22 protein-coding genes are annotated in these 24227 nt (G+C 61.8%); 12 read left to right on the forward strand and 10 right to left on the reverse strand.

The window, feature by feature from the left end:
* Window position 1 precedes the first annotated feature (1 nt).
* Complete coding sequence (locus ACLH1I_RS07670) at window positions 2-610, reverse strand: methylthioribulose 1-phosphate dehydratase (RefSeq protein ID WP_008805607.1); 609 nt, start codon at window positions 608-610, stop codon at window positions 2-4.
* A gap of 451 nt (window positions 611-1061) precedes the next feature.
* Between ACLH1I_RS07670 and codB the strand changes: the two genes are divergently transcribed.
* The 7 genes from codB to ACLH1I_RS07705 all read left to right on the forward strand — a co-directional run bounded on the left by codB (window position 1062) and on the right by ACLH1I_RS07705 (window position 9582).
* Window positions 1062-2324, forward strand: coding sequence for a cytosine permease (gene codB / locus ACLH1I_RS07675; RefSeq protein ID WP_198079561.1), 1263 nt, complete (start codon window positions 1062-1064; stop codon window positions 2322-2324).
* Entirely contained in the window at window positions 2321-3556 is a 1236-nt protein-coding gene (locus tag ACLH1I_RS07680; RefSeq protein WP_017899072.1) for a PucR family transcriptional regulator, read from the forward strand. The genes codB and ACLH1I_RS07680 overlap by 4 nt, the downstream gene beginning before the upstream one ends.
* On the forward strand, window positions 3553-4791 hold the full coding sequence (codA, locus tag ACLH1I_RS07685) for a cytosine deaminase (protein WP_032455710.1): 1239 nt from the start codon (window positions 3553-3555) through the stop codon (window positions 4789-4791). Before ACLH1I_RS07680 ends, codA begins: the two co-directional genes overlap by 4 nt.
* Window positions 4792-4936: 145 nt before the next feature.
* Window positions 4937-5887 (forward strand): LacI family DNA-binding transcriptional regulator, encoded by a 951-nt coding sequence (locus ACLH1I_RS07690; protein ID WP_075205470.1) that lies wholly within the window; start codon window positions 4937-4939, stop codon window positions 5885-5887.
* 121 nt (window positions 5888-6008) lie between these two features.
* A complete protein-coding gene (locus ACLH1I_RS07695) occupies window positions 6009-6818 on the forward strand; it encodes an inositol monophosphatase family protein (RefSeq protein ID WP_017899069.1) in 810 nt (269 codons plus the stop codon).
* A 110-nt stretch (window positions 6819-6928) separates the two neighbouring features.
* On the forward strand, window positions 6929-8287 hold the full coding sequence (locus ACLH1I_RS07700; protein WP_023319949.1) for an MFS transporter: 1359 nt from the start codon (window positions 6929-6931) through the stop codon (window positions 8285-8287).
* A gap of 26 nt (window positions 8288-8313) precedes the next feature.
* A complete protein-coding gene (locus ACLH1I_RS07705; RefSeq protein ID WP_004885793.1) occupies window positions 8314-9582 on the forward strand; it encodes a histidine phosphatase family protein in 1269 nt (422 codons plus the stop codon).
* A 54-nt stretch (window positions 9583-9636) separates the two neighbouring features.
* Here ACLH1I_RS07705 and mtnA read toward each other — a convergent pair whose 3' ends face one another.
* Entirely contained in the window at window positions 9637-10665 is a 1029-nt protein-coding gene (gene mtnA / locus ACLH1I_RS07710; protein ID WP_080841217.1) for an S-methyl-5-thioribose-1-phosphate isomerase, read from the reverse strand.
* 101 nt (window positions 10666-10766) lie between these two features.
* On the opposite strand from mtnA, the gene mtnK reads away from it, so the two are divergent.
* Window positions 10767-11966, forward strand: a complete 1200-nt coding sequence (mtnK, locus tag ACLH1I_RS07715; protein WP_004151657.1) for an S-methyl-5-thioribose kinase — start codon at window positions 10767-10769, stop codon at window positions 11964-11966.
* Window positions 11967-12379: 413 nt separating this feature from the next.
* Here the strand turns inward: mtnK and ACLH1I_RS07720 are convergent, their stop codons facing one another.
* The 4 genes from ACLH1I_RS07720 to ACLH1I_RS07735 all read right to left on the reverse strand — a co-directional run bounded on the left by ACLH1I_RS07720 (window position 12380) and on the right by ACLH1I_RS07735 (window position 17332).
* Complete coding sequence (locus ACLH1I_RS07720; RefSeq protein ID WP_151628502.1) at window positions 12380-13621, reverse strand: LVIVD repeat-containing protein; 1242 nt, start codon at window positions 13619-13621, stop codon at window positions 12380-12382.
* Between the two features lie 128 nt (window positions 13622-13749).
* Window positions 13750-14814, reverse strand: coding sequence for a sugar ABC transporter substrate-binding protein (locus ACLH1I_RS07725; RefSeq protein WP_004885784.1), 1065 nt, complete (start codon window positions 14812-14814; stop codon window positions 13750-13752).
* 20 nt (window positions 14815-14834) lie between these two features.
* Window positions 14835-15833, reverse strand: coding sequence for an ABC transporter permease (locus ACLH1I_RS07730; protein ID WP_004885781.1), 999 nt, complete (start codon window positions 15831-15833; stop codon window positions 14835-14837).
* Window positions 15830-17332: a sugar ABC transporter ATP-binding protein gene (locus tag ACLH1I_RS07735; protein ID WP_004885779.1), complete on the reverse strand. Its 1503-nt coding sequence runs from the start codon at window positions 17330-17332 to the stop codon at window positions 15830-15832. The genes ACLH1I_RS07730 and ACLH1I_RS07735 overlap by 4 nt, the downstream gene beginning before the upstream one ends.
* A 163-nt stretch (window positions 17333-17495) precedes the next feature.
* Here ACLH1I_RS07735 and ACLH1I_RS07740 point away from each other — a divergent pair, with 163 nt between their 5' ends.
* From ACLH1I_RS07740 to ACLH1I_RS07755, 4 genes are all read left to right on the forward strand, one after another.
* Window positions 17496-18584, forward strand: a complete 1089-nt coding sequence (locus ACLH1I_RS07740; protein WP_048323352.1) for an oxidoreductase — start codon at window positions 17496-17498, stop codon at window positions 18582-18584.
* A 57-nt stretch (window positions 18585-18641) separates the two neighbouring features.
* Window positions 18642-19385 (forward strand): SDR family NAD(P)-dependent oxidoreductase, encoded by a 744-nt coding sequence (locus tag ACLH1I_RS07745; RefSeq protein WP_023288792.1) that lies wholly within the window; start codon window positions 18642-18644, stop codon window positions 19383-19385.
* Between the two features lie 183 nt (window positions 19386-19568).
* A complete protein-coding gene (locus ACLH1I_RS07750; protein ID WP_151628501.1) occupies window positions 19569-19871 on the forward strand; it encodes a type II toxin-antitoxin system RelE family toxin in 303 nt (100 codons plus the stop codon).
* Window positions 19846-20250, forward strand: coding sequence for a helix-turn-helix domain-containing protein (locus ACLH1I_RS07755; RefSeq protein WP_023319945.1), 405 nt, complete (start codon window positions 19846-19848; stop codon window positions 20248-20250). Before ACLH1I_RS07750 ends, ACLH1I_RS07755 begins: the two co-directional genes overlap by 26 nt.
* Here the strand turns inward: ACLH1I_RS07755 and ACLH1I_RS07760 are convergent.
* The 4 genes from ACLH1I_RS07760 to entA form a co-directional block, all read right to left on the reverse strand.
* A complete protein-coding gene (locus tag ACLH1I_RS07760) occupies window positions 20247-20444 on the reverse strand; it encodes a YbdD/YjiX family protein (RefSeq protein ID WP_004885759.1) in 198 nt (65 codons plus the stop codon). The genes ACLH1I_RS07755 and ACLH1I_RS07760 overlap by 4 nt on opposite strands.
* Window positions 20445-20548: 104 nt before the next feature.
* Window positions 20549-22654 (reverse strand): pyruvate/proton symporter CstA, encoded by a 2106-nt coding sequence (cstA, locus tag ACLH1I_RS07765; protein ID WP_198079560.1) that lies wholly within the window; start codon window positions 22652-22654, stop codon window positions 20549-20551.
* A gap of 407 nt (window positions 22655-23061) precedes the next feature.
* The gene (gene entH / locus ACLH1I_RS07770) at window positions 23062-23475 is read right to left on the reverse strand and encodes a proofreading thioesterase EntH (RefSeq protein ID WP_017899059.1); all 414 of its coding nucleotides are present in this window, start codon (window positions 23473-23475) and stop codon (window positions 23062-23064) included.
* Complete coding sequence (gene entA / locus ACLH1I_RS07775; RefSeq protein WP_198079585.1) at window positions 23476-24222, reverse strand: 2,3-dihydro-2,3-dihydroxybenzoate dehydrogenase EntA; 747 nt, start codon at window positions 24220-24222, stop codon at window positions 23476-23478.
* Window positions 24223-24227 lie beyond the last annotated feature (5 nt).

A 24227-nucleotide genomic window follows, 5' to 3' on the forward strand; every position in this document is an offset into this window, starting at 1 on the left:
CTCAGGGCTCGTAGCGGCGGCGCATCAGCTCGCACTCGAACAGGAACTCCAGCCCCTCCAGTTGACGGCGGGCCTCCTGAATATCTTTCCCCCAGCAGGTCAGGCCGTGGCCGCGCAGCAGAAAGCCGTAGCGCAGCGGGCGCGTTTGCGCATAATCGGCAATCCGCGCCGCCAGGGCGTCAATATCCTGGTCATTATCAAAGATGGCGACCGGAACAGTATCGAGATGGCTGTGCTGCCCGCTAAGGGTTTTCTGCATTTCATACCCCTGCAGCGCCAGCGTGTCGCTTTTTTCGATGCGCGACAGCACGGTGGCGTTGACGGTATGCACATGCAGCACCACGTTGGCCTCCGGGAACAGGCGGTAGACCAGGGTGTGCAGGCCGGTCTCCGCCGACGGTTTCCGTCCGGAAGGGGCCTGATTGGTGGCGATCTCCACCTGCAGAAAATCCTCGGTCGTCAGGCTGCCTTTATCGCGGCCCGACTCGCTTAGCCAGCACCAGGTATCATCCTGACGCACCGACATATTGCCGCCGGTCGCCGGCGCCCAGCCTTTCGCGCCGATCCAATGACAGGTGGTGACCAGTTGCGCGAGTCTTTCTTGCCACATAGCAGTTCCTTAGGTTAGCGATGATTTTTTTAGCCGTCTAAATGGCTATTTATCCGATACTAACACCGCTAACCGGAGGGAACAATATTTCAGGAAACACACATAAGACAAATGGTTATATCATAAATGCATATTAAATAACCTTTATTCACAGCAATTTAACCAACCGCAGTGAATCCGCTACGATCCCCTGCTGCCTGGCGCCACAACGCTGGCGGATTGTGCTGGCTGAAATTCTCCTTCTGCGCCAGGCATGCCGTCGCCGCCCTCCTCTGCCCCGGACTGGTGCAAAACCTGGCAGGATGCACACTAAAATGGCATTACTCCTCCTGGATCTTTCAATAACTGTGCATGTTGCACACCGCGCGCTATTCCCCGTGCCCGGTTTTTCCTGGCACATCTCTTGCTACTTCCGGCAATCACCGCTCATCTACCAGCCAGAGGTTCCAGGATGTCAAACAGCAATGATTTTCCCCTCGTCGAAGCGCCCACCGCCGGACGTAAAGGCGTATTTTCCATCGCCATGGTGTTATTCAGTTTTACCTTTTTCACCGGCACGATGTTTGCCGGCGGCAAACTCGGCGTCTCCTTTTCCATCGTTAATCTGCTGTGGATAGCCGTCGTCGGCAACGCCTTGCTGGCTCTCTATGCCGCATCGCTGGGCTGGATTGCCGCGCGCAGCGGCCTGAATACGGTGCTGATGGGCCGGTTCTGCTTCGGGGAGATCGGCAGCAAGCTGGCCGATTTTATCCTTGGCTTTGCCGAGCTGGGCTGGTACGCCTGGGGGACCGCCACGGTCGCTATCTCGCTGGTGAAGATCCTCGCCCTGCCCGAGGCGCTGACCCAGCCGCTGATGGTGCTGTTTGGCATGCTGTTCTGCGTCACCGCGCTGGTGGGCTACAAGGGGCTGGACGCGCTGTCGCGCCTGTCGGTGCCGCTGATGTTCGTGCTGCTGGTGGTCTCCATGTATCTGGCGCTGCACCACGCCGGCGGCTGGCAGGCGATGACCCGCATTGCGCCGAGCGACACCATGACCTGGTCGGCGGCCATCACCATGGTCTTTGGCACTTTCGCCAGCGGCGCCACCCAGGCGACAAACTGGACCCGGCTGGCCAACTCCAGCCGGACCGCCATTCTCGCCAGCATGGGCAGCTTCCTCATCGGCAACGGGCTGATGATCGTCGCCGGCGCCTGGTGCGCCATCGTTTATCAACAGGCCGATATCGTCGAAGTGCTGATCCTGCAGGGGCTATCAGTCGCCGCGGTGATCATGCTGTGTCTCAACCTGCTGACCATCCAGGGCCCCACCATCTATAACGTCTCCGCCGCCGCCTGCCATCTGCTGCGCAGCGAACGTCGCCGCACGCTGACCCTCGCCGCCGCCGGGGTGGGCATTGTGCTGGCCATTGGCGGGATGTACGAAATGCTGATCCCGTTCCTTGTGCTGCTGGGCAGTATTATCCCGCCCATCGGCGGGGTGATTCTCGCCGACTACTGGTTCGCCCGCGGCGGGCGCTATCCCCTGCTGCAGAACGCCCGCCTGCCGCGTTTTAACTGGCTGGGACTCGGCGCCTACGCCGCCGGCGCGGTGGTGGCTTATCTGTCACCGTGGATCGCGCCGCTGGTGGGGATCACCGTCTCCGCGCTGGTTTATATCGCCCTGACCATGGTCAGCAAACGTCAGCCTGCCGCCGTCGCGGAGCAAGAGTCATGAGCCTGACGGTCAGCGAACTGCTGGCCCTTGAGGGACTCTCCGCCCTGCGTTTGCGGGCGGGAAAGCAAGGGCTGCAGCGGGCGGTACGCTGGTACTACGTGGCGGAAAATGAGCATATCGCCGAGTGGATCATGGGCGGCGAGCTGGTCTTTATCACCGGCATCAACCATCCCCGGGATGAAGCCAACCTGATCCAGCTGCTGATGGAGGGCAAACAGCGCGGCATCGCCGGGATGGTGATCCTCACCGGCGAGGCCTATATCCACGCCATTCCCGCCACGCTGATCGCCCTCGCCGACGAGCTGGGCATTCCGCTGATCGAGCAGCCCTACCTGCTGAAGATGGTGATTGTCACCGAGCGGGTCGGCACCGCGCTGGTCCGCAGCGAAAACGCCCTTCAGTCGCAGCGCGACATCCTGATGCAGCTGGTCACCGGCGACTATCCGGACCTGCAGATGCTTCACCAGCGCGCCCTCCACCAGCAGCTCGATTTTACCCGCCCGCTGCGGCTGGCGGCGCTGCGCCTGGAGGGACTGTCCCGCCTGTTTCGCCAGTACCCGCCCGAACAGGCCGAAGCCTGGCTGCAGCAGGCCCACCGCAGCGTGCGCCAGCAACTGCAGCAGCAGCTCAACCAGCAGGGCAACCCCTTCCCGCTTCTGGAACGCAGCAACATGTTCCTTTTCCTGCTGCCGGATGAGGAGGGGGAAGACTTTCAGCAGAAAAAGTGGCTGCAGCAGTGGCTGCAGACGCTGGCGGAGGGGGAAGAGCGTTTGTCGCTGCTCTGCGGCCTCTCGGCGCCGGTCAGGCAGCTGCAGGGCTACCCGCGGGCGTTGTCGCAGGCGCGCCAGGCGCTGGATCTGTGCGAAACCCTGCGGCCGACCCAGCGCATCAGCGACTATCAGCAGTTGGGGTTTATCAAACTGCTGTCCGCGGTCAGCGACCCGGCGCTGCTCAACGATTTTATGCACGACACCCTGGGCTGCCTGATCGAGCCGGGCCGTAAAGCTCCGTGGCTGCTGCTGGAGACCCTCGAGACGCTGCTGCAGGAGAACGGCAACGTTGTGCGAGCCGCCGACCGGCTGGGTCTCCATCGCAACACCCTGCATCAGCGCATCCAGCGTATTGAAAAACTGACCGGCTACCCGGTCAGCCACCCTCAGTTTCATCTCAACGCCTCGGTCGCGCTGGTGATCTGGCGTTTATCGCAAAACCATTTACAGGACCAACCATGAAAATTGTTAACGCCCGCCTGCGCCGCCAGGAGGCGCTGTTTACCCTTGAGCTGCAGGACGGCATCATTCGCGGCATGACCGCCCAAACCGCGATGCGGACCGCCGACACCGGGGATATCGACGCCCAGGGTCGGCTGGCGATCCCGCCCTTCGTCGAGCCGCATATCCATCTTGACGCCACCCTAACCGCGGGCGAGCCGGAGTGGAACCGCAGCGGCACCCTGTTTGAAGGCATCACCCGCTGGAGCCAGCGCAAAGCGAGCATTACCCCGGAGGACACCCGCCAGCGGGCGCTGAAAACCATCGGCATGCTGCGCGATTTCGGCGTTCAGCACGTCCGGACCCATGTGGATGTCACCGACCCGTCGCTGGCGGCCCTGCAGGCGCTGCTGGCGGTGAAACAAGAGGCCGCCGATCTCATCGATCTACAGATTGTCGCCTTTCCGCAGGAGGGGATCGAATCGTATCCCAACGGCCGGGAGCTGATGACGCGCGCCATCGAGATGGGCGCCGACGTGGTGGGCGGCATTCCGCACTATGAGAATACCCGCGACAAAGGGGTCAGCTCGGTGATGTTTTTGATGGACCTCGCCCAGCGCTATGGCCGCCTGGTGGATGTCCACTGCGATGAAATCGACGATCCGCAGTCGCGTTTCCTCGAAGTGCTGGCGGAAGAGGCCCGGGTGCGCGGTATGGGGGCGCAGGTCACCGCCAGCCACACCTGCGCGATGGGCTCTTATGACAACGCCTACTGTTCGAAGCTGTTTCGCCTGCTGAAAGCCTCGGGGATCAACTTTATCTCCTGCCCGACCGAAAGCATTCATCTGCAGGGCCGGTTTGACAGCTGGCCGAAACGGCGCGGCGTCACCCGGGTGGCGGAGCTGGATCGCGCCGGCATCAACGTCTGCTTTGCTCAGGACTCGATTCAGGATCCGTGGTATCCGCTGGGGAATGGCAATATCCTGCGCATTCTGGATGCCGGACTGCACATCTGCCATATGCTCGGCTATGACGATCTACAGCGCTGTCTCGACTTCGTCACCGACAACAGCGCCCGGGCGCTTTGTCTGGGCGATAACTACGGCCTCGCCGAAGGCCGCCCGGCTAACCTGTTGATCCTTGATGCGGAAAACGACTACGAGGCCGTCCGCCGCCAGGCGCGGGTGCTGACCTCCATTCGCCACGGCAAGGTGATTTTGCAGCGTGAGGTGGAGCACATCCGCTATCCGGCATAAGGCGCAAGGCGCTGCGCGTCGGCGCCTTTCTGTGATACCTTTTCAGGCAGTGTGCGTGACCGACGCCCGTCCGGGCGTTGGCTTCCTGGAAAACAGACGGCGCGAAACGACGATGAGCGATAAAAAATGGATTAAGGCCGAGGACGTGGCCAGACTGGCCGGGGTCTCGCGCTCGGCGGTCTCCCGCACCTTCACCCCCGGCGCCTCGGTGTCGGAGAAGACCCGGCAGAAGGTGCTGAACGCCGCGGAAGCTCTGGGCTATCAGGTGAATATCATCGCCCGGACGATGATCACCGGCAGCAGTAATTTTATCGGCATCGTCACCGCCGGTTTCGACAACCCGTTTCGCAGCAAACTGCTGGCGCCGCTGGTCCATCAGCTGGCGCTCAACGGCTTTATGCCGCTGCTGATGAACGCTGACGATCCGCAGCAGCTCGCCCCTTCGCTTAAGCAGCTGCTGAGCTACCACGTCGCCGGGGTGATCATCACCTCCGGCGCGCCGCCGCTGTCGCTGGCGGAAGAGTATCTGGCGCGCAAGATCCCCGTCACCCTGATCAACCGTCATGCGGATCTCGCCGGCTGCGACCGGGTGTGCAGCGATAACGCCCAGGGGGCGAAGCTGGTGGCGGACTTGTTCAGTCGTCGAGGCTGGCGGCAGGTTGGCTTTATAGGCGAAAATCGCGAGAACTTTAGCACCCGCCAGCGTTATGACGCTTTCATCGCGCAGACGTCGGGCATGACGGTGACCAGCCGCTTCTGCGACGGCGGCGGCTATCAGGCTGGCTACCAGGCTGCCAGAGAAATCGTTGCTGAAAACCCCGGGGTGCAAGCGCTGTTTTGCGCTACCGATATGCTGGCGCTGGGCGCCCAGGACGGCCTGCGGGACGCCGCTGCCCCGCTGCCGGCCATCGTCGGCTTTGACGATATCCCGCAGGCGGACTGGCAACCCTACCAGCTTACCACCATTCAGCAGAATACCGCCCTGCTGGCCCACCACGCGGTGGATCTGTTAATGACGCGGATCGCCCGCTTCAGCCTGCCCTCGCGCCATCGCGAAGTGCCGGTGAAATTAATTATTCGTCAAAGTACGAAATGAAAAAATCATTTTATGCTGGAGCGATCACAGAATCTTCTGCGAAACCCGGCCACACTCATTCGGCCCTTCGGGGCTGTTTTTTTCACGCAAAATGCACACGTGTGCAAAATAGGGAGTCAATATGCAATCTCAGGAATCAGAAGCGCTACAGGCCCGCTACCGCCTGGCCTGCGAGCTGGCGAAAGCAGGGGCTGAGCTGGCGTTTGAATACTATCAGCAACGCGAAGCGCTGACCGTCGACCATAAAGGCGACGACCTGCAGGACGTGGTCAGCGTGGCCGATAAGCGGGTGGAGGCCTTTGTGAAACAGCGTATTCAGAGCGCGTTTCCGGAGGATGGCTTTCTCGGCGAAGAGAGCGGCGCCCGCCTGCCCGACGCGCAAGTGCTGTGGGTGGTCGACCCCATCGATGGCACCAGCTGTTTCCTCAACGGCCTGCACACCTGGTGCCTGTCGCTGGCGATCGTCGCCGACGGCGAACCGGTCATCGGCGTGGTCTACGACCCCAACCATCGCGAGCTGTTTCACGCCCTGCGGGGTCATGGCGCCTGGCTCAATGACGCCCCGATCCGTCCGCACCCCGCGGCGACGGTCAGGGAGGGAGTGATGGGCGTCGGCACCTCGCATCGCGTCACCCCGGCGGACTTTCTGCCGTTTCTGCAGGCGCTGCTCAGCGACGGCGGCATGTTTATCCGCAACGGCTCCGGCGCGCTGATGAGCGCCTGGGCGGCGGCAGGCCGGTTGATTGGCTACTACGAGCCGCACATGAACCCGTGGGACGCCCTGCCGGGGCTGGTGCTGATGCGCGAAGCGGGCGGCGCCAGCAACGATTTTCTGGCGCAGGAGGGGATCCAGCGCGGCAACCCGCTGCTGCTGGCCAGCTCAACGCTCTACCCGCAGCTGAAAAAGATGATCCCACAACCATTACATTAACCCTTACGGGTCAGGCTATTTCTGATTATGTACTCTACACAGTAACGATAACTTCATTCACGGACGAACCACATCAATCAGTCAGGCCTCCGACCTGCGGAGAACCACCTATGTCTGGAATTATCGCTTTTTTCCGGGCGTCGCCGCCGAAAGCGGGCGCCGCGTTTGATGAACAGCGTTTTCGCCGGGTGCGCTGGCAAACCTTTATCGCCATGACCCTGGCCTACGTCACCTTTTACGTCTGCCGGTTATCCTTCACCGTCGCCAAAAGCGCGCTGGTGGAGTTGGGGATCACCCCGACGGAGCTCGGCATGATCGGCTCCACTCTGTTCTTCAGCTACGCCATCGGCAAGCTGGTCAATGGCTTTATCGCCGATCACGCCAACGTGGTGCGCTATATGAGCCTCGGTTTATTGCTCAGCGCCGGGATGAACCTGATGATGGGGATGACCACCAACGCCCTGCTGCTGGCCATCTTCTGGGGGATCAACGGCTGGGCGCAGTCGATGGGCGTCGGCCCCTGCGCGGTCTCGCTGGCGCGCTGGTACGGCGTTAAAGAGCGCGGCACCTTCTATGGCATCTGGTCGACGGCGCATAATATCGGCGAGGCCGTCACCTATATGGTGATCGCCGCGGTGATCGCCGGGTTTGGCTGGCAGATGGGCTACCTGTCCACCGCCGCGCTCGGTGCCGCCGGCGTGGTGCTGTTGGTGCTGTTCATGCACGATTCGCCGCAGAGCAGCGGCTTCCCGTCCATCAACGTCATCCGCGATGAACCGCAGGAGGAGGTCGAAGCCCGCGGCTCGGTGTTTAAAAACCAGCTGCTGGCGCTGCGCAACCCGGCGCTGTGGACCCTCGCCCTCGCCTCCGCCTTTATGTACATCGACCGCTACGCCGTCAACTCCTGGGGGATCTTCTTCCTCGAGCAGGATAAAGCCTATTCCACGCTGGAGGCATCCGGGATTATCGGCGTCAACGCCATCGCCGGCATCGCCGGGACCATCATTGCCGGCATGCTCTCCGACCGCTTTTTCCCGCGCAACCGCAGCGTGATGGCCGGGTTTATCAGCCTGCTGAACACCGCCGGCTTCGCCCTGATGCTCTGGTCGCCGCACAATTATTACACTGATATTCTGGCGATGATTATCTTCGGGGCCACCATTGGTGCTCTGACCTGCTTCCTCGGCGGGCTGATCGCCGTCGATATCTCCTCGCGCAAAGCGGCGGGGGCCGCGCTCGGCACCATCGGCATCGCCAGCTACGCCGGCGCCGGCCTGGGCGAGTTTCTCACCGGGATCATTATTGATAAAACAGCTATCCTTGAGAACGGCAAAACGCTGTATGATTTCAGCACGTTGGCGCTGTTCTGGGTGGGTACCGGTCTGGGTTCCGCGCTACTCTGTTTTACCACTGCCGCCATCGTCGCCCGGCGCCATGCCGTCGAACGGCAGACCTCGTTCTCCTCATAACCGATTAACGAATTAAGGAAGAAGATATGATGCCTGCAAGACATCAGGGGCTGTTACGCCTGTTTATCGCCTGCGCGCTGCCGCTGCTGGCGTTGCAATCAGCCGCCGCCGCAGACTGGCAGCTGGAGAAAGTGGTGGAGCTTAGCCGCCACGGCATTCGTCCGCCGACGGCCGGCAACCGGGAAGCCATCGAGGCCGCCACCGGACGCCCATGGACCGAGTGGACCACCCATGACGGCGAGCTCACCGGTCATGGCTATGCCGCCGTGGTCAACAAAGGGCGTGAGGAAGGCCAGCACTATCGCCAGCTCGGCCTGCTGCAGGCGGGATGCCCGACGGCGGAGTCGATTTACGTGCGCGCCAGCCCGCTGCAGCGGACGCGGGCGACCGCCCAGGCGCTGGTGGATGGCGCCTTCCCCGGCTGTGGCGTCGCTATCCATTACGTCAGCGGGGATGCCGATCCGCTGTTTCAGACCGACAAGTTCGCCGCCACGCAAACCGACCCCGCCCGCCAGCTGGCGGCGGTAAAAGAGAAGGCCGGGGATCTGGCGCAGCGTCGGCAGGCGCTGGCGCCGACTATCCAGCTATTGAAACAGGCGGTTTGCCAGGCCGATAAGCCCTGCCCGATCTTCGATACCCCATGGCAGGTCGAGCAGAGCAAAAGCGGGAAGACCACCATTAGCGGACTGAGCGTGATGGCCAATATGGTGGAAACGCTGCGTCTCGGCTGGAGTGAAAACCTGCCTCTCAGCCAGCTGGCGTGGGGCAAGATCGCCCAGGCCAGTCAGATCACGGCCCTGCTGCCGCTGTTAACGGAAAACTACGATCTGAGTAACGACGTGCTGTATACCGCGCAAAAACGCGGGTCGGTGCTGCTCAACGCCATGCTCGACGGCGTCAAACCAGAGGCGAGTCCGAACGTACGCTGGCTGCTGCTGGTGGCGCATGACACCAACATCGCCATGGTGCGCACGCTGATGAACTTTAGCTGGCAGCTGCCGGGCTACAGCCGGGGGAATATCCCGCCGGGCAGTAGCCTGGTGCTGGAGCGCTGGCGCGACGCGAAGAGCGGGGAACGCTATCTGCGGGTCTATTTCCAGGCGCAAGGCCTCGACGACCTGCGTCGTCTGCAGACGCCGGACGCGCAGCACCCGATGCTGCGTCAGGAGTGGCGTCAGCCGGGCTGCCGTCAGACCGACGTCGGTACGCTGTGCCCCTTCCAGGCGGCCATCACCGCGCTGGGTCAGCGTATCGATCGGCCCTCCGCCCCGACGGTAGCGATGGTCCTGCCGTAGCGGCGTTTGCCGGGCCCGGGAAAGCCGTTTTTTCCAGGCCCGGCACGGCGTCCGTTATCCGTTATCCGGCGCAAACGCCCCGGCGGAGACCTGCGCCGGGGTGACCACCCCGCTGTCCAGCACCCAGCCGCTTATCAGCCCAGCAGGCGTGACATCGAACGCCGGATTGTACACGGCGGCCCCGGTCGGCGCCCACTGTACCGCGCCAAAGCTGCCCGCCACTCCGGTCACTTCGGCCGCGGCGCGCTGCTCAATGGGAATGGCCGCCCCGTTCGGGCAATGGCGGTCGAGGGTCGTCTGCGGCGCAGCGACGTAAAACGGGATCTGGTGGTAATGGGCCAATACCGCCAGGGAATAGGTGCCGATTTTATTCGCCACGTCGCCGTTGGCAGCGATGCGGTCGGCGCCGACCCACACCGCATCCACCTTCCCTTGCGCCATCAGGCTGGCGGCCATTGAATCGGCGATCAGCTGATAGGGCACGCCCAGCTCGCCCAGCTCCCAGGCGGTTAAACGACCGCCCTGCAGCAGCGGTCGGGTTTCATCGACCCACACGCTGGCCACTTTTCCCTGCTGATGCGCCAGCGCAATGACCCCCAGGGCGGTACCTACCCCGGCGGTCGCCAGGCCACCGGTGTTGCAGTGGGTCAGCAGTCGACTGTCGGGCTTCACCAGCGCACTGCCCGCCTCAGCGATGCGGTCGCACAGCTGTTTATCTTCTTCGACCAGACGCAAGGCTTCCGCTTCCAGCGCCTGCGGATAATCCTCCCGGGCCAGCACCTGCTTCATGCGATCCAGATTATTCATCAGGTTGACCGCCGTCGGCCGCGCAGCGCGCAGCGTCTCCAGCGCCTGCTGGAGTTCATCCCGGCTCAGGCCGCGCTGGGCCAGCAGGGCCAGCAGCAGGCTGGCGGACAGGCCAATCAACGGCGCGCCGCGCACCCGCAGGGCGTGAATATGGTCCACCAGCAGCGCAACGTTATCCGCCGCCAGCCAGCGTTTTTCCTGCGGCAAGGCCTGCTGGTCGAGAATAAAAAGCTGATTTTCACTCACCCGCAGGCTGGTGGTCTGTAATGTCTGCATGTCGTTAAATCCCTGTTGCGTTGTTGTATCACATTGTGTCAGGATGGAATCCAGAAGTATAGACGTCTGAACGGCTTAATCAGAATTCGAGGATCGAGGCAATGTCGCAATACCATACCTTCACCGCCCATGACGCCGTGGCTTACGCGCAGCAGTTCGCCGGCATCGACAACCCATCTGAGCTGGTCAGCGCGCAGGAAGTGGGCGATGGCAACCTCAATCTGGTGTTTAAAGTGTTCGATCGCCAGGGCGTCAGCCGGGCGATCGTCAAACAGGCCCTGCCCTACGTGCGCTGCGTCGGCGAATCCTGGCCGCTGACCCTCGACCGCGCCCGTCTCGAAGCGCAGACCCTGGTCGCCCACTATCAGCACAGCCCGCAGCACACGGTAAAAATCCATCACTTTGATCCCGAGCTGGCGGTGATGGTGATGGAAGATCTTTCCGACCACCGCATCTGGCGCGGGGAGCTTATCGCTAACGTCTACTACCCTCAGGCGGCCCGTCAGCTTGGCGACTATCTGGCGCAGGTGCTGTTTCACACCAGCGATTTCTATCTTCATCCCCACGAGAAAAAAGCGCAGGTAGCGCAGTTTATTAACCCGGCGATGTGCGAGATCACCGAGGATCTGTTCTTTAACGACCCGTATCAGATCCACGAGCGCAATAACTACCCGGCGGAGCTGGAGGCCGATGTCGCCGCCCTGCGCGACGACGCCCAGCTTAAGCTGGCGGTGGCGGCGCTGAAGCACCGTTTCTTTGCCCATGCGGAAGCGCTGCTGCACGGCGATATCCACAGCGGGTCGATCTTCGTTGCCGAAGGCAGCCTGAAGGCCATCGACGCCGAGTTCGGCTACTTCGGCCCCATCGGCTTCGATATCGGCACCGCTATCGGCAACCTGCTGCTGAACTACTGCGGCCTGCCGGGCCAGCTCGGCATTCGCGATGCCGCCGCCGCGCGCGAGCAGCGGCTGAACGACATCCACCAACTGTGGACCACCTTTGCCGAGCGCTTCCAGGCGCTGGCGGCGGAGAAAACCCGCGACGCGGCGCTGGCTTACCCCGGCTATGCCTCCGCCTTTCTGAAAAAGGTGTGGGCGGACGCGGTCGGCTTCTGCGGCAGCGAACTGATCCGCCGCAGCGTCGGACTGTCGCACGTCGCGGATATCGACACTATCCAGGACGACGCCATGCGTCATGAGTGCCTGCGCCACGCCATTACCCTCGGCAGAGCGCTGATCGTGCTGGCCGAGCGTATCGACAGCGTCGACGAGCTGCTGGCGCGGGTGCGCCAGTACAGCTGAGTGCGGCCTGTTTTCCCTCACCCCGGCCCTCTCCCACAGGGAGAGGGAGCAAGCCCTAAAAAGTGCAATCTTCTGGGATTGCCCGGCGGCGCTGCGCTTGCGCGGGCCTACAGATAACCGCATAACGGTTTGATGTTGCAGTCTTTCGTAGGCCGGGTAAGGCGAAAGCCGCCACCCGGCAGAAATGCGGGCACAATTTTGCTTTTACCTTGTCCTCACCCCGGCCCTCTCCCACAGGGAGAGGGAGCAAGCCCTAAAAAGTGCAATTTTCTGAGATTGCCCGGCGGCGCTGCGCTTGCGCGGGCCTACAGATAACCGCATAACGATTTGATCTTGCAGTCTTTCGTAGGCCGGGTAAGGCGAAAGCCGCCACCCGGCAGAAATGCAAGCACAATTTTGCTTTTACCTTGCCCTCACCCCAGATACTCAATCACCGACAGCCCGCCGTTGTAATCGGTGCTGTAGATAATTCCCTGGGCATCGACAAACACATCGCAGGACTGAATTACCCGCGGGCGGCCGGGACGGGTATCCATCATTCTCTCAGGAGCAGCCGGCACCAGCGCCCCGGTCTCCAGCGGGCGATAAGGATTGGAAATGTCGTACGCCCGCACGCCGGCATTCTGATACGTGGCGAAGATAAGCGTTGAGCTGACAAAGCTCCCCGGCCGGTTCTCATGCAGATTGTGCGGGCCAAAATGCGCCCCTTTCGCCACATAGTCGATTTCATCCGGCTGTGGGAAAGTCGAGATACTCACCGGGTTCGCCGGCTCGCGGATATCAAACAGCCAGATCAGCTTCTCGCCGTCCTCCTGGTTGTCGAGCACTGCTTCATCCAGCACCACCAGCAGATCGCGATCCGGCAGCGGCAGCGCGGTATGCGTTCCGCCGCCGAACGGCGGGCTCCAGTTGCGATGGCTAATCAGCGTCGGCTGGGTTCTGTCTTTGACGTCCAGCAGCGTCAGGCCGCCGTCGCGCCAGCTGCCGTAGGCGGTATCCCCGGCAATAATGGCGTGGTGCAGCGCGTAGCGTTTGCCCTGCGGCCAGTCCGGTGTTTCGCCGCCTGCCTGGTGCATCCCCGGCAGCCACCAGCGCCCGGCAACCTGCGGTTTACGCCGATCGGCCAGATCGATGGTCAGGAAGATGTAGTCGGTAAAACCGTCGATCAGCGCGGACACATACGCCCAGCGGCCGCCGACGTACCAGATGCGGTGAATACCGATGCCGTTAAGCGACAGAAAGCCAATTTCACGCGGCTTATCCGGCGTGGAGATATCAAACACGCGCAGCCCGGCGCTCCAGCCTTTGTCCTGCACATCGCTGACTGTGTCACCCACCGATCGGGTGTAGTACACCTTCTCATCGGCAAAACGGGCGTCGGCAAACAGGTCCCGGGCGTTGATCACCAGCAGCAGATCGTCATGCGCCTGGAGGTGCACGTTCCAGGTGCCCGACGGCGCGGCAATATAGTTGACCGTAGTGGGCCGGGTCGGATCGCGAACATCGACCACGGAAAAACCCTGCGACACCATATGGCCGATATAGGCGAATCCGCGGTGCACCATCAGTTGCACGCCGTCCGGACGACCGCCCTGGTCGCTATGGCCAATCAGCCGCATATTGCGGCTGTATTCGGGGGAAGGTAATGCTGACATAGTGGATTCCTTACGCCCGGTGGCGCTACGCTTACCGGGCCTACGGGTGCAGTTGGTGTTCCCCCTCTCCCTGCGGGAGAGGGCCGGGGTGAGGGCACCAGACCGCCCCACCGCCACCCGGCTTCGTTTTATTTGTTTTTCGCTTCCAGCGTCGCGAACCACGGGGCGATAAAGTCTTCCGTCTGGCCCCAGCCCGGAATGATTTTCCCCAGCGAGGCCACGTTCACCGCCCCCGGCTGGGCCGCCAGCAGCGCCTGCGGGATTGCCGCCGCCTTGAAGTCGTAGGTGGCTGGCGTCGGCTCGCCGGCGATCTTATTAGCGATCAGCCGCACGTTGGTCGCGCCGATAAGCTTCGGATCCACCGCCACGCTCACCTTCCACGGGCTGCCGGCTTCGCGCATCAGCTGCAGATCCTGGTTGGAAATATCAATGCTGTAGAGTTTGATCTCGGTGCGGCCATTCTCTTTCAGCGCTTTATAGGCCCCCTGGCTAAAGGCATCCCAGGTGCCCCAGATAGCGTCGATTTTCCCTTTCGGATACTTGGCGAGGATCGCCCCCACCTTGTTAGCGGTGTCGCCCTGCACATCGGATGAAACGGCGCCGATCGACTCCAGCTCTTTAATTCCCGGATTTTGCTTCAGCAGTGTCTGGTAAGCCGCCTGACGGCGCTCCATCGGCGGGAAGCCCGCCACCCACAGCTTGACGATGTTGGCCTTGCCGTTGAAGTCTTTCACCAGCTGGCCAAAGGAGAGCTCGGTCAGTGAGGCGTCATCCTGCTGGCTGACCGTCACTCCCGGGATCTCACCGCTCACCGCAGTATCGAACACCGCCACTTTGATCCCGGCGTCCACCGCCTTCTTCACCAGGGCCGTCGAATAGGGGTCACGCCCCTGGGAGAGAATAATGCCGTCATATTTCTGGCTGATCGCCTGGTTGACGAAGTCCTGGAACTTGGCGTCATCGCCGTTGCTCAGGAAGGTGCTGATTTTGAAACCGAGCTTTTTGCCTTCCTGCAGCGCCCCGGCGACAAACTGGGTGGTGTTATCGTCAGACCCCAGGTTGCGGATCACGGCAATGCGGATCGGGCCGTTGTGTTCGGCAATGGCCGCCGGCACCGGCGTCGGGGCGGTGGCCAGCGCCGCCGTCGACTGCAGCAGACCCAGCGTAATGAGAGAGAGTGCGATCTTTTTCATGCGGTTTACCCTGTAAAATGTTAAGTACGGCGCTGAAAATAGGTCAGTGCCAGCGCGCCAGCCAGTACCAGCCCTTTAATAATGTCCATCGCGTAATACGGCACCGAGAGCATCACCAGGCCGTTGGAGAGCACGCCGAGGATCACCGCCCCCACCAGCGTCCCCAGGGCGTTCGGTTTCCCGGAACCGGCCAGCGAAAAGCCGATCCAGGCCGCCGCCACCGCGTCCATCAGATAGCCGCCGCCGGCATTAACCTGCGAGGATCCGATGCGCGAGGCCAGCAGAATGCCGCCCAGCCCGGCCAGCAGCGAAGCAATCACATACGCCGCTACTTTATAACGCGTGATCCGCAGGCCGGAGAGCCGCGCCGCCTCCGGGTTGCCGCCGATGGCGTACATCCGCCGGCCGTGGGTGGTGAACGACAGCGCCAGCTGGGCGACCAGCGTTACCACCAGCATGATGATGACGATTGTCGGCACCTGGCCCAGCGCGCCAAACGCCGCCGGGATGGTGCCTTCCGCCATCTCGCCGCTCGGCAGCACCATGTTTTCGGTAATCGACCCGCCGTAGCTGTAGGTCATCGCCACCCCCTGAATCACAAACAGGCTGGCCAGGGTGGCGAGCATGTCGGGGATGCGCAGCACCACGATCAGAAAGGCGTTAAACAGTCCTACCAGAGTGCAGAGCACGAGGGTGATCAGGATTGCTTCGGTGGTCCCCAGGCCATGCCAGACGAACAGGGAGATCACCAGGGCGTTGGCCAGCGATGCCGTCGATCCGACGGACAGATCGAAGCCGCCGATGGTGAGGGAAATCGACACCCCAATGGCAATCACCGTCACGATGGCAATCGAGCGCAGAATGTTGATGATGTTGAACGGGTCAAGGAAATTGTCCGAGGCGAGGCCAAAGACCGCCACCAGCAGCACCACGGTCAGCAACATGCCCCACTTATAGAGAAAATCAAAAAATCGCTGACGGCCCGATACCGTCGCGTTCACTGCCAGGGCCTTGCTCACGCTGCCGCTCCTCCGGTTGAATAATAAAGCAGTGTCTCTTCCCGGGCTTCCGCGCCGGGGATCTCCGCCACGATCCGTCCGTCCCACAGTACGCAGATGCGGTCGCATAAACCGACCAGCTCGGCGAATTCACCCGAGGCATAAATCACCCCTTTGCCTTCCCGTGCCAGACCATCGATCAGCATGAACAGATCGGTTTTCGCTTTCACATCGACACCTTTGGTCGGTTCGTCAAAAATCAAAACATTGGCATGACTGCGCAGCCATTTGCCAATGGCCACTTTCTGCTGATTGCCGCCGGACAGACGGCGCAGCGTCTGACCGGGACCGGTGGCGCGCACGCCGAGGCGGGCAATCACCTCCTCCGCCCAGCGCCAGGCCTGCCGATGGCCGAACAGGCTCCAGCGCGAAAAGCTGTTATCGGCGCTGACCGCCAGGTTCATCGCGATCGGCTCTTCGATGAAAATGCCCTCTTTGCGCCGCTCCTCCGGGACCAGCGCCAGGCCGCGCCCTACCGAATCGGCCGGATCGCGCGGCCGCCACGGCTGGCCGTTCAGCTCGCCGCGCTGTACCCGGCTTTTGCTGGCGCCGAACAGCGCTTTGCACAGCTCAGTTTTGCCCGCGCCGGCCAGCCCAGCGATACCAAGAATTTCCCCCTTGCGCAGGCGCAGCGAGATATCCTGCAGCAGCGCCTCATCGTGCAGCCCTTCTACCTGCAGCAGCACTTCTTCACCGTGCGGCGGTCGCGGCGGCGGGAAGATATCGCTCAGCTCGTGGCCCAGCATCTTTTCGACAATCTGTTCCCCGCTCAGCGGCGCCATCGGGCCGCTCTCAATCAACCGCCCGTCACGCAGCACCGTCAGGGTGTCGCAGATCGCCTTCAGCTCGTGAATACGGTGCGAAATAAACACCACCCCGATCCCCTGCTGCTGCAGACGGCGCACCACCGCAAACAGGCGTTCGCTTTCATGCTGATCCAGCGGCGCGGTGGGTTCATCCAGAATCAAAAAGCGGCAATGGTGCGACAGGGCGCGGGCCAGCAGGATCTGCTGTTTTTCAGCAAGGGTGCAGCTATCAATAGAGCGCCTGACGTCCAGCGCCACGTCCAGCTGCGCCAGCGCCTCGCGCGCCAGCTGCCGAACCCGCGCCCAGCGGAAGGTCGTCCCCGGCTCAGCCAGCCTGTCCAGCATGATGTTTTCGGCAATGCTCAGGCCCGGCACCAGCGCCACGTCCACCTCCTGCTGCACCAGGTGGATCCCCAGCTGTTTGGCATCCCGCGGCGAACGAATGGTGACCGGCTGGTTGTTGATCGTCACCTCGCCTTCATAGTGGGCGTGGGTGCCGCACAACACGGCCATCAGCGTCGACTTACCCGCGCCGTTGGCGCCGGTCAGGGCATGCACCGACCCGCCATAAAGGGTGAAGGCCACCTTGTTCAGCGCCTGAAAGCCGGAGAAGGCCAGGCTAATGTTATGCATCTCAAGGCGATTCGCGCTCATCACTGCTCCCGTGCGGCAATTAATCTTCTGATTTAACGAATTTTTCATAGCCGCCGCTGGCTGACAACTGCGTAAAAAGCATAAGATACAACGAAATAATATTAGCCATCTGGATGTCCAGACATAACATCAGGTTAGCCCAACACCAATAAGGACAGCACCCATGAGCAACAGCGATATCCGCGTCGTGCCCGGTCCGGCCAACTATTTCTCCCATCCTGGCAGCCTTGAGCGGCTGAGCGATTTTTTTAACGCCGACCAGCTGTCGCGGGCGGTGTGGGTCTATGGCGAGCGCGCCCTGGCCGGCGCCGAGCCTTTTCTGCCGGCGGCCTTCCACCTGCCGGAAGCGAAAAAGATCCGCTTTACCGGCCACTGCAGCGAACGCGACGTGGCGGGTCTGGTGCAGGCCTCAGGTGACGATCGGGCGGTAGTGATTGGCGTCGGCGGCGGCGCGCTGCTCGACAGCGCGAAAGTGCTGGCCCGCCGCCTGGGGGTTCCGCTGGTGGCCATCCCGACCATCGCCGCCACCTGCGCGGCGTGGACGCCGCTGTCGGTGTGGTACAGCGACGCCGGACAGGCGCTGAATTTTGAGATGTTCGATGACGCGAATTTCCTGGTGCTGGTCGAGCCGCGCATCATTCTCAACGCCCCGGCGGAGTACCTGCTGGCGGGCATTGGCGACACCTTAGCCAAATGGTATGAGGCCGTGGTACTGGCGCCGCAGCCGGAGGCTCTGCCGCTCACCGTGCGGCTGGGGATTAACGGCGCGCTGGCGATCCGCGACGTGCTGCTGGACAGCAGCGAAACGGCGCTGGCGGACCAGCGCCGCGGCGAGCTGACCCAGGCGTTTCGCGATGTGGTGGATGCAGTTATCGCCGGCGGCGGGATGGTTGGCGGGCTGGGGGAACGCTACACCCGGGTCGCCGCCGCCCATGCGGTGCACAACGGGCTGACGGTGCTGCCGCAGACGGATAAATTCCTCCATGGCACCAAGGTGGCCTACGGCATTCTGGTGCAAAGCGCCCTGCTCGGTCAGGATGAGGTATTGGCGCAGCTGGTGCAGGCCTGGCAGCGCTTTAACCTGCCGGCGACGCTGGCGGCGCTGGAGGTTGATATCAATAACCGCGCAGAGCTTGACCGGGTCATTGCCCATACCCTGCGCCCGGGCGAGTCGATTCATTATTTACCGGTGACCTTAACCCCTGGGGTTCTGCGCGCGGCGTTTGAGAAGGTGGAATACTTCAGCCGTTAATCACCCCGACCGTCTATACCTAATGATGATTCTCACCACTCTCGCAACGAGGTCATCATGCAGATCGATTTAACAGGTAAGAAGGCGCTGGTTACCGGCGCCAGCCGTGGGTTGGGTCGGGCTATCGCCCTGTCGCTGGCGCGCGCCGGCGCCGATGTGGTTATTACGTATGAAAAATCGGCCGATAAAGCCCAGGCGGTCGCCGACGAAATAAAAGCGCTGGGCCGGCACGGTGAAGCGGTGCAGGCTGACAGCGCCAGCGCGCAGGCGATTCAGGATGCCGTCACCCATGCGGCGCGTTCCCTCGGCGGGCTGGACATTCTGGTCAACAACGCCGGGATCGCGCGCGGCGGCCCGCTGGAGTCCATGACGCTGGCGGACATTGACGCGCTTATTAACGTCAATATTCGTGGGGTGGTTATCGCTATCCAGGAGGCGCTGGTGCATATGTCCGACGGCGGCCGCATCATCAACATCGGCAGCTGTCTGGCTAACCGCGTGGCGCAGCCGGGCATCGCGGTTTACTCGATGACCAAGTCCGCTCTCAACTCCCTGACCCGCGGCCTGGCGCGCGATTTAGGCCCCCGCGGTATCACCGTTAACCTCGTCCATCCCGGCCCGACCAACAGCGATATGAACCCGGAAGACGGCGAGCAGGCCGATGCCCAGCGTCAACTTATTGCGTTAGGTCACTACGGCCAGCCGGAAGACATCGCCGCGGCGGTCACCTTCCTCGCCAGCCCGGCCGCCGGGCAGATCTCCGGCACCGGGCTGGACGTGGATGGCGGTTTGAACGCCTGATCGCACATTTTCTGCAAGCCTCTGTCGCCCGGCAGAGGTCTTTTCGAGCCGCCTCGACGGGTTGCGTTTTGCCGCTTACCTGCGTTTTTTCTCCGCTCTACCCTACCCCATAAGAAATTCGGAATTTATCTAATAGTCTTATTATTTCCTTATATTCTGTGTGGGCGTACAGTGGAGGTACGGATGAAGATTGTCTGGTCAAAAACAGCAGAGAAGCAATTTTCTAAAATCGATACGCGATATCAGAACCGCATTAAATTCAGGCTGGAGAAGATGGATGATAAAACATCACCTGTCGCGGATATCAAGAAATTATCTTCTCCCGAAAACCACTACAGGTTGCGATTAGGTGATTACAGCGTCATTTACACCTTCGGAGACCCGCCGGGTGATACCTGTTACGTAGTGGCGGTAAAACGTCGGACAACCACCACCTACCTTCATGAGGAGCATACGGAATATGACTATTCAGTTCATCAAGGATGAAGAAGGAAAAAAACAGTATGTTGTCATTCCCTACGGTGAATATTTTCGCATGCGTTTAGCCATGCTTGAGTATGATGACGATGATGAAAACGACTGGGAAGACATCCCTTACGAATCAGATATCTACGATAACGTAGGTTTACCGGGTGAAGTGTGCGACATCATGCATAGCGAGAACGTCAGCCTGCAGGCCGCGTGGCGTATCCTGCGTGGGTTATCCCAGCAGGAGGTGGCGGAGAAACTCGGTATCAGCCAGTCCGCCGTGTCACAGCTGGAAGCGCTGGACTCCCGTCCGCAGAAGCGCACCCGCGAAAAGCTGGCGGCGCTCTACGGCTGTAAGCAGGAGCAGATCAGCCTCTATCTGCCGAAAGAGGGTTAACAGCACTTCGCCCCGCCCTTGCCGCCGTAGCGAGCGTCCTGGCGTTCGCGGAAAAATTCTTCCCAGGTCATTGGCGTCTGATCCGGATGGTTGACGCGCATGTGCTCGACGTAGTTGTCGTAATCCGGCACGCCGATCATCATTTTGGCGGCCTGGCCCAGGTACTTACCTGCTTTGGAAAGGGTGTCAAACATAAGTCATTTCTCTTTTGTTTCCCTCACCCCGAGCCTCTGCCAAAGGGAGAGGGAGGATCAGAAAGACAGGCCGGGTAAGGCGAAGCCGCCACCCGGCACACAGGTTAATGCGCCCCTTTCGCCTGGGTCACCATCGCGTCCAGGTTTTCAGGCATTGGCTCATAGGGTGTCTCTTTCGCCGTCGCTTTATTCTCCTTCAGCGCCGCCAGCGCGGTTTTAATCGAGAACAGCGCCAGCACCACCACCACGATCATAAAGAAGATGGTCAGCCCGGCATCGAGACGGTTGTTAAACACCAGCTGCGCCAGCTGCGACTCGGTATACTGCGCCGGAATTTTGCCGCTGTCGATCATCGCCTGGAACTTGTTGGCAATCGCCAGGAAGCCCACTTTATTGTCCGGGCTGAAGGCTTTCTGCCAGCCGGCGGTGAGGGTACAGATCAGCAGCCAGGCCGTCGGCACCAGCGCCACCCACGCATAGCGCTGACGTTTCATCTTGAACAGCACCACTGCGCAGAGCATCAGCGCCATCCCCGCCAGCATCTGGTTGGCGATACCGAAGAGCGGCCACAGGGTGTTAATACCGCCCAGCGGATCGACCACCCCCTGATGCAGGAAGTAGCCCCACGCCAGCACGCATAGCGCCGTCGCCAGCAGGTTAGCCGGTAACGAATCAGTACGCTTCAGGTTCGGGGAGATCACACCCAGCAGATCCTGCAGCATAAAGCGCGCCGCACGGGTGCCGGCATCCACCGCCGTCAGGATAAACAGCGCTTCAAACAGAATGGCAAAGTGGTACCAGAACGAGACGTCCATCAGCCCGCCCAGCGCGCCGTGGAGAATGTAGGCCATGCCCACCGCCAGCGTAGGCGCCCCGCCGGCGCGGGAGATGATGGACTGCTCGCCCACCTCATTAGCGATATGCGTCAACGTTTCCGGGGTAATCGCAAAGCCCCAACCGCTCACCACCTGCGCCGCCGACGCCACCACATCGGTGGTTCCCGCCGGCGCCAGCACCGCCATCGGGCTGTTCATCGCGAAGTAGACGCCCGGGTCAATGATACAGGCGGCGACCAGCGCCATAATCGCCACGAAGGATTCCATCAGCATGCCGCCGTAGCCGATAAAGCAGGCCTGATTTTCATTCGCCAGCATCTTCGGCGTGGTACCGGAGGCAATCAGGGCGTGGAAGCCCGACACCGCGCCGCAAGCGATAGTGATAAACAGGAACGGGAACAGGTTGCCAGTCCATACCGGGCCAGTACCGTCAATAAATTTGGTCAGCGCCGGCATGGTCAGGGTCGGACGCATAATCAGAATGCCGATCGCCAGACCGACGATAGTGCCGATTTTGAGGAAGGTGGAGAGGTAGTCGCGCGGGGCCAGCAGCAGCCAGACCGGCAGCACCGCGGCGACAAAGCCATAGCCCACCAGCATCCAGGTGAGCTGGACGCCGGTAAAGTCAAAGAACGGCGCCCAGGTCGGGCTTTCCGCTACCCAGCCGCCGGAGATAATGGCGAACACCAGGAATATCAGGCCAATCACCGACACTTCGCCAATGCGCCCCGGGCGCAGATAGCGAATATAGATCCCCATAAACAGCGCCAGCGGAATGGTAAAGGCCACGGTATAGGTTCCCCACGGGCTGTGGGTCAGCGCTTTCACCACGATCATCGCCAGCACCGCGAGGATGATCACCATGATCATAAAGGTCGCCACCAGGGCAATCACCCCGGCGGTCGCCCCCATCTCCTCTTTCACCAGTTCGCCCAGCGAACGGCCGTCGCGACGGGTGGAAACGAACAGCACCATAAAGTCCTGCACCGCCCCGGCCAGCACCACGCCGGCGAGGATCCAGATCATCCCCGGCAGATAGCCCATCTGCGCGGCAAGCACGGGGCCCACCAGCGGCCCCGCGCCGGCGATGGCGGCAAAATGGTGTCCGAACAGCACTTTTTTGTCAGTCGGGACATAGTCGAGGCCATCGTTATGCCGCACCGCGGGCGTCATGCGCGTCGAATCGACGCCGAGCACGGTTTTGGCGATATACAGGCCGTAAAAACGATACGCGATCAGATAAACGCAGACTGCCGCGACGACAATCCACAGCGCGTTGATCTGCTCACCCCGGTTTAAAGCAATGTAGCCGAGGGCAAAGGCTCCGATCACGGAGAGCAGTGCCCAGATAAGGTATTTCCCTGAATTATTCATTGTTGTGGTCCACCGGTAGGGTAATCAGGATGTTACATTTTGTTTCTAGATCACAACGCAGAATTTAACAACATCGAAACAGCGCAGATGCCGTCCACCCACAGAGATTTGTCTCACATTGCTAGCGAGATCACTTAAGGCAGGAAAATGAATGAAAGGATTATGCGGGTTGCCAGTCGATGACCGAATCGGTCCAGTTACGCCGTGAGTTTGCCGGGTGGCGCTGCGCTGACCCGGCCTACAACGGCATCGATGCTGACTGAAACTGCCGGTGTTGGCGGTCTCAACATCGCTGAGACATTCCCGGAAGGCCGGGGCAGACCGTAGGCCCGCGCAAGCGCAGCGCCGCCGGGCGTCAAAACCGTAGCCCGGCTAAGCGTAGCGCGAGCCGGGGAAACAGCGGCTCCTTAGCCCAGCACCGCGGTGCCCAGACGACAGGTGCAGCAGCGCCGCCCCTTCTCGTCATACACCACAATCTCCCAGCTCTGGCTCTGCCGGCCAAGATGCAGCGGGCGGCACTCGCCGCGCACTTTCCCGCTGGAGACCGCCCGGTGATGGGTGGCGTTCAGCTCGGTGCCCACCACGCACTGCCCCTCTTCGGTCATCAGCCAGCCGGCCATCGACCCCAGCGTCTCCGCCAGCGCCGCTGAGGCCCCGCCGTGCAGCAGGCCAAACGGCTGATGGGTGCGGGCATCCACCGGCATTTCCGCCTCCAGCAGCCCAGCTTCCAGCCGGGTGTAGACGATCCCCAGATGCGCCACCAGGGTGTTTTCGCTACTGGCGTTCAGCGCCGCCAGCGTGAGCGCTCGTTTCCAGGTCATTTACGCCCCCAGCGTCGAGCCGCCGTCTACCACGATATCCTGCAGGGTGATATGGCTGGCGTGAGAAGAGGCGAGGAACAAAATGGTATTGGCGATCTCCTGTGGGCGGGCAATCTTACCCAGCGGGATGCCGAGCTTAAACTGCTCGCCGAAACCGCGGATCCGCTGCTGCTCCGCATCGTCGCTGACCCACAGCGTGCGCTGCATATCGGTATCGGTAGAGCCCGGAGACACCAGATTACAGCGCACCCCGCTGCCCGCCAGCTCAAGGCCGACGGTTAGCGCCAGGCTTTTCAGCGCCGCTTTCGAGGCGCCATAGGCGCTCATGCCGATACGCGGCGTATGCGCGGCATCGGAAGCGACGGTGACGATGGCCCCGCCCCGCTGGCGACGGAACTGGGCCATCGTCTGCTGAAACAGATTAAACGCCCCGCTGACGTTGACCGCGAAGGTCTGCCGCCACTCTTCCGCGCTCAGCTGGTCGGTGGCGCCCATGCGCAGGATCCCGGCGGCGTTCACCAGCACGTCTAATCGCTCGGTGTTCGCCAACAGGCGGCTGCACACTTCGCGTACCCGGTCGGCATCGGCGACGTCCAGCGTTTCGGTGGCAAACGGGTAGCGTTCGCCGTCAAAGGCGAGGTCGAAACCGGTGACGTTGGCCCCGGCCTCCACAAAAGCCAGCGCGGTGGCATAGCCAATGCCTTTACCGGCGCCGGTCACCCACACGGTCTGGCCGCGAAAATCCAGCGCCG

Source organism: Klebsiella sp. 1SOBk10mer (assembly GCF_046602535.1).
GTDB lineage: Bacteria > Pseudomonadota > Gammaproteobacteria > Enterobacterales > Enterobacteriaceae > Klebsiella > Klebsiella quasipneumoniae.

What these genes read in the sequence shown, in the direction of transcription:
- ACLH1I_RS07670 (WP_008805607.1), bottom strand. Translation starts at nt 610, where the DNA reads ATGTGGCAAGAAAGACTCGCGCAACTGGTCACCACCTGTCATTGGATC.
- codB (WP_198079561.1), top strand. Translation starts at nt 1,062, where the DNA reads ATGTCAAACAGCAATGATTTTCCCCTCGTCGAAGCGCCCACCGCCGGA.
- ACLH1I_RS07680 (WP_017899072.1), top strand. Translation starts at nt 2,321, where the DNA reads ATGAGCCTGACGGTCAGCGAACTGCTGGCCCTTGAGGGACTCTCCGCC.
- codA (WP_032455710.1), top strand. Translation starts at nt 3,553, where the DNA reads ATGAAAATTGTTAACGCCCGCCTGCGCCGCCAGGAGGCGCTGTTTACC.
- ACLH1I_RS07695 (WP_017899069.1), top strand. Translation starts at nt 6,009, where the DNA reads ATGCAATCTCAGGAATCAGAAGCGCTACAGGCCCGCTACCGCCTGGCC.
- ACLH1I_RS07700 (WP_023319949.1), top strand. Translation starts at nt 6,929, where the DNA reads ATGTCTGGAATTATCGCTTTTTTCCGGGCGTCGCCGCCGAAAGCGGGC.
- ACLH1I_RS07705 (WP_004885793.1), top strand. Translation starts at nt 8,314, where the DNA reads ATGATGCCTGCAAGACATCAGGGGCTGTTACGCCTGTTTATCGCCTGC.
- mtnA (WP_080841217.1), bottom strand. Translation starts at nt 10,665, where the DNA reads ATGCAGACATTACAGACCACCAGCCTGCGGGTGAGTGAAAATCAGCTT.
- mtnK (WP_004151657.1), top strand. Translation starts at nt 10,767, where the DNA reads ATGTCGCAATACCATACCTTCACCGCCCATGACGCCGTGGCTTACGCG.
- ACLH1I_RS07720 (WP_151628502.1), bottom strand. Translation starts at nt 13,621, where the DNA reads ATGTCAGCATTACCTTCCCCCGAATACAGCCGCAATATGCGGCTGATT.
- ACLH1I_RS07725 (WP_004885784.1), bottom strand. Translation starts at nt 14,814, where the DNA reads ATGAAAAAGATCGCACTCTCTCTCATTACGCTGGGTCTGCTGCAGTCG.
- ACLH1I_RS07735 (WP_004885779.1), bottom strand. Translation starts at nt 17,332, where the DNA reads ATGAGCGCGAATCGCCTTGAGATGCATAACATTAGCCTGGCCTTCTCC.
- ACLH1I_RS07740 (WP_048323352.1), top strand. Translation starts at nt 17,496, where the DNA reads ATGAGCAACAGCGATATCCGCGTCGTGCCCGGTCCGGCCAACTATTTC.
- ACLH1I_RS07745 (WP_023288792.1), top strand. Translation starts at nt 18,642, where the DNA reads ATGCAGATCGATTTAACAGGTAAGAAGGCGCTGGTTACCGGCGCCAGC.
- ACLH1I_RS07750 (WP_151628501.1), top strand. Translation starts at nt 19,569, where the DNA reads ATGAAGATTGTCTGGTCAAAAACAGCAGAGAAGCAATTTTCTAAAATC.
- ACLH1I_RS07755 (WP_023319945.1), top strand. Translation starts at nt 19,846, where the DNA reads ATGACTATTCAGTTCATCAAGGATGAAGAAGGAAAAAAACAGTATGTT.
- ACLH1I_RS07760 (WP_004885759.1), bottom strand. Translation starts at nt 20,444, where the DNA reads ATGTTTGACACCCTTTCCAAAGCAGGTAAGTACCTGGGCCAGGCCGCC.
- cstA (WP_198079560.1), bottom strand. Translation starts at nt 22,654, where the DNA reads ATGAATAATTCAGGGAAATACCTTATCTGGGCACTGCTCTCCGTGATC.
- entH (WP_017899059.1), bottom strand. Translation starts at nt 23,475, where the DNA reads ATGACCTGGAAACGAGCGCTCACGCTGGCGGCGCTGAACGCCAGTAGC.